The sequence below is a fragment of the Acidovorax sp. KPB24-07 genome, from assembly GCF_057543315.1.
The window spans coordinates 1-3,688 of sequence record NZ_BAAJYS010000328.1 but is presented as its reverse complement, the minus strand read 5'-3'; the positions used below and the strand labels follow the sequence as shown (position 1 = coordinate 3,688).

Sequence of the window (3,688 nt, the reverse complement as noted above, 5' to 3'; positions counted from 1 at the left end):
CCCAGCCGCCCGCGGCCGGCGGTCTGCAGCTCGGCCACGAGCAGGGTGGGGCTCGGCCAGGCCCGCGCGGGCGCGGCGCATGAGTTCGGTGTTGGTGGAGTCGACGCTCGGCAGCACCTCCACGGTGAAGCCCGGCAGCACGGGGGCCACGGCTTCCCAGATGGCCTCGGCGGGCCAGCGGATGGGGGGCGTCGGGGGAGCGGCCGGTCACCGGCGGGGGCTCCGCGCCTTGCGGCCCGGTGGGGGCGGCGTGGCGGTTTCGGTGGCGGGCGATGCCCTGTTGGCTTGGCGGACGGCCTTGCCGCGCTCGGCGTCCTTGGCAGCCTTGTCCGCCTTGGCCTGCTTTTCAGGCGCCATGCCCGGCGGCGCCCAGCCGCGCTTGGGCGCCAGCAGCGTGCCCCGGCAGTTGGCGCTGCCGCACCAGCAGGGGTATTCGGCCTTGAGCTTGGGGGTGTAGCGCTCTTCGATGATGAGGCCGTAGTCGTAGTTCAGCTCGTCGCCCGCGGCGATGTTGCGCAGGGCGGTGATGAAGATCCGGCCGTCCTGTTCGTCGGCGAAGCAGTTGGGGTCGCAGCTGTGATTGATCCAGCGCGATGAATTGCCGCCGAACTTTGCGTCGATCACGTGGTCTTCATCCACGTGGAAGTAAAAGGTATGGTTGGGCTGCGCGGGATCGTGCGGGTGCCGGTCCTGGGCCTCCTGCCAGCTGATGACCTCGCCCGTGTATTCGATGAGCACTTCGCCTTCGGCGATATCCTGCACGGCGAAGACGCCCTTGCCATGCACGCCCGAGCGCCGGGTCTGGAGGCGGCGCCCCGGTGCGGACGGGGGGGCTGCGGGCGATGCGGTGCGGGGCATGGCAAAACTCTGTTAGTTTGAATAGGCACACAGGCGCGTGCGCGTGTACGCGTGTGAGAAGCGGATTGTAGAAGCGCCTTTCAACGGCGAAACCCACAACATGACCAAGACACTGGTAATTGCAGAAAAACCCTCGGTGGCCCAGGACATCGTGCGCGCGCTCACCCCCGTGGCGGGCAAGTTCGACAAGCACGAGGACCATTTCGAGAACGACCGCTACGTGGTCACCAGCGCGGTGGGCCACCTGGTGGAGATCCAGGCGCCCGAGGAATTCGACGTCAAGCGCGGCAAGTGGAGCTTCGCCCACCTGCCCGTGATCCCGCCGTATTTCGACCTGAAGCCCGTGGACAAGACCAAGAGCCGCCTGTCGGCCGTGGTGCGGCAGGCCAAGCGCAAGGACGTCACCCAGCTCATCAACGCCTGCGACGCGGGCCGCGAGGGTGAGCTGATCTTCCGGCTGATCGAGCAGTACGCCGGCGGCTCCAAGCCCGACGGCAAGGGACTGGGCAAGCCGGTCAAGCGCCTGTGGCTGCAGTCGATGACGCCGCAGGCCATCCGCGACGGCTTCGAGGCACTGCGCTCCGAGCAGCAGATGCAGGGCCTGGCCCACGCCGCGCGCAGCCGCTCCGAGGCCGACTGGCTGGTGGGCATCAACGGCACGCGGGCCATGACGGCCTTCAACTCGCGCGACGGCGGGTTCTTCCTCACCACCGTGGGCCGGGTGCAGACGCCCACGCTGTCGCTGGTGGTCGAGCGCGAGGAAAAGATCCGCAAGTTCGTGAGCCGCGACTATTGGGAAGTGCACGCGGGCTTCCATGCCGAGGCGGGCGAGTACCTGGGCAAGTGGTTCAACCCCCAGTGGAAGAAGAGCGAAGACCCCGAGGCGAAGGCCGACCGGATCTGGAACCATGCCGACGCCGTGGCCATCGCCGATGCGGTGCGCGGCAAGGCGGCCAGCGTCACCGAGGAATCCAAGCCCACCTCGCAGTCCTCGCCCCTGCTGTTCGACCTGACCAGCCTGCAGCGCGAGGCCAACGGCAAGTTCGGCTTCAGCGCCAAGACCACGCTGGCCCTGGCGCAAAGCCTGTACGAGCGCCACAAGGCCCTGACCTACCCGCGGACTGACTCGCGCGCCCTGCCCGAGGACTACCTGCCCGTGGCACGCGATACCTTCGGCATGCTGGCCACGAGCGGCATGCGCCACCTGGCGCCCTTTGCCAGCCAAGCGCTGGACGGCAACTATGTGAAGCCCAACAAGCGCATCTTCGACAACAGCAAGGTCAGCGATCACTTCGCCATCATCCCCACGCTGCAGGCCCCGAGCGGGCTGTCCGAGGCCGAGCAGAAGCTGTACGACCTGGTGGTGCGCCGCTTCATGGCGGTGTTCTTCCCGAGTGCCGAATACATGGTCACCACGCGGGTGAGCCAAGTGGTCAACCACCATTTCAAGACCGAGGGCAAGGTGCTGGTGCGGCCCGGCTGGCTGGCCATCTACGGCAAGGAGGCCGCCGACGAGGTGGAGGGCGCCAAGGAAGGCGACAAGGGCCAGAACCTCGTGCCCGTGCAGCCCGGCGAGATGGTGCGCACCGACTTCGTGGAGCCCAAGGGCCTCAAGACCAAGCCGCCCGCGCGCTACTCCGAAGCCACGCTGCTGGGCGCCATGGAAAGCGCGGGCAAGCAGATCGACGATGAGGAGCTGCGCTCGGCCATGCAGGAAAAGGGCCTGGGCACCCCGGCCACGCGCGCGGCCATCATCGAAGGGCTGCTGACCGAAAAGTACATGCTGCGCGAGGGCCGCGAGCTGATCCCCACGGCCAAGGCCTTCCAGCTCATGACCTTGCTGCGCGGGCTGGAGGTCGAGGAACTGTGCCGCGCCGACCTCACGGGCGACTGGGAGTTCAAGCTCTCGCAGATGGAAAAGGGCCTGCTCAGCCGCGAGGCCTTCATGGCCGACATCGCCCGGATGACCGAGCGCATGGTCAAGAAGGCCAAGGAATACGACCGCGACACCATTCCCGGCGACTACGCCACGCTCTCGGCGCCGTGCCCCAACTGCGGCGGCGTGGTCAAGGAGAACTACCGCCGCTACGCCTGCGTGGGCAAGGCCGGCGACGGCTCGGACGCCTGCGGCTTCTCGTTCGGCAAGTCGCCGGCCGGCCGCACCTTCGAGACCGCCGAGGCCGACCAGCTGCTGCGCGACAAGAAGATCGGCCCGCTGGAGGGTTTTCGCTCCAAGGCCGGCTGGCCCTTCACGGCCGAGGTGGGCATCGTCTACGACGACGAGGCGCACAACTACAAGCTGGAGTTCGATTTCGGCGACGACAAGAACGCCGAGGAATCGGGCGAGCTGGTCGATTTCTCGGACCAGGAAAGCCTGGGCGCCTGCCCGGTGTGCGGCGCGCCCGTGTACGAGCACGGCAGCAACTACGTGTGCAGCAAGGCCGTGCCCACGGCGGCGCAGCCCACGCCCAGCTGCACCTTCAAGAGCGGCAAGATCATCCTGCAGCAGCCCGTGGAGCGCGCGCAGATGAGCAAGCTGCTGGCCACTGGCAAGACCGATCTGCTCGACAAGTTCGTGAGCATGCGCACGCGCCGGGCGTTCAAGGCGTTCCTCGCCTGGGACAAGGAGGCGGGCAAGGTGAACTTCGAGTTCGAGCAGCGCGAGAGCAAATTCCCGCCGCGCAAGACGTTCGCTGCAAAGGCCGGCGCAGGCGCGGCCGCCAAGACGTCGGCCGCGGCCAAGAAGGCGGCAAAGCCTGCCGCCAAGACCGCTGCCAAAGCCGCCGCCAAGAAGGCCCCGGCCGCACCCAAGGCGCCGCGCAAGCCCGCG

2 protein-coding genes and 1 pseudogene are annotated in these 3,688 nt (G+C 67.9%); 1 reads left to right on the top strand and 2 read right to left on the bottom strand.

Annotated features, from left to right (window positions below):
* Together AC27IQ_RS20255 and AC27IQ_RS20250 are read right to left on the bottom strand one after the other, a co-directional pair.
* Nucleotides 1-183: pseudogene (locus AC27IQ_RS20255) on the bottom strand (biotin--[acetyl-CoA-carboxylase] ligase); the annotation flags it as partial.
* 24 nt (nucleotides 184-207) lie between these two features.
* Nucleotides 208-858 carry an SET domain-containing protein gene (locus AC27IQ_RS20250; protein WP_487090567.1) on the bottom strand — a complete coding sequence of 217 codons (651 nt, stop codon included), beginning with the start codon at nucleotides 856-858 and terminating at the stop codon, nucleotides 208-210.
* Between the two features lie 100 nt (nucleotides 859-958).
* Between AC27IQ_RS20250 and AC27IQ_RS20245 the strand changes: the two genes are divergently transcribed.
* Nucleotides 959-3,688 (top strand): DNA topoisomerase III (locus AC27IQ_RS20245; protein ID WP_487090566.1); only part of this gene is annotated, 2,730 nt, incomplete at its 3' end.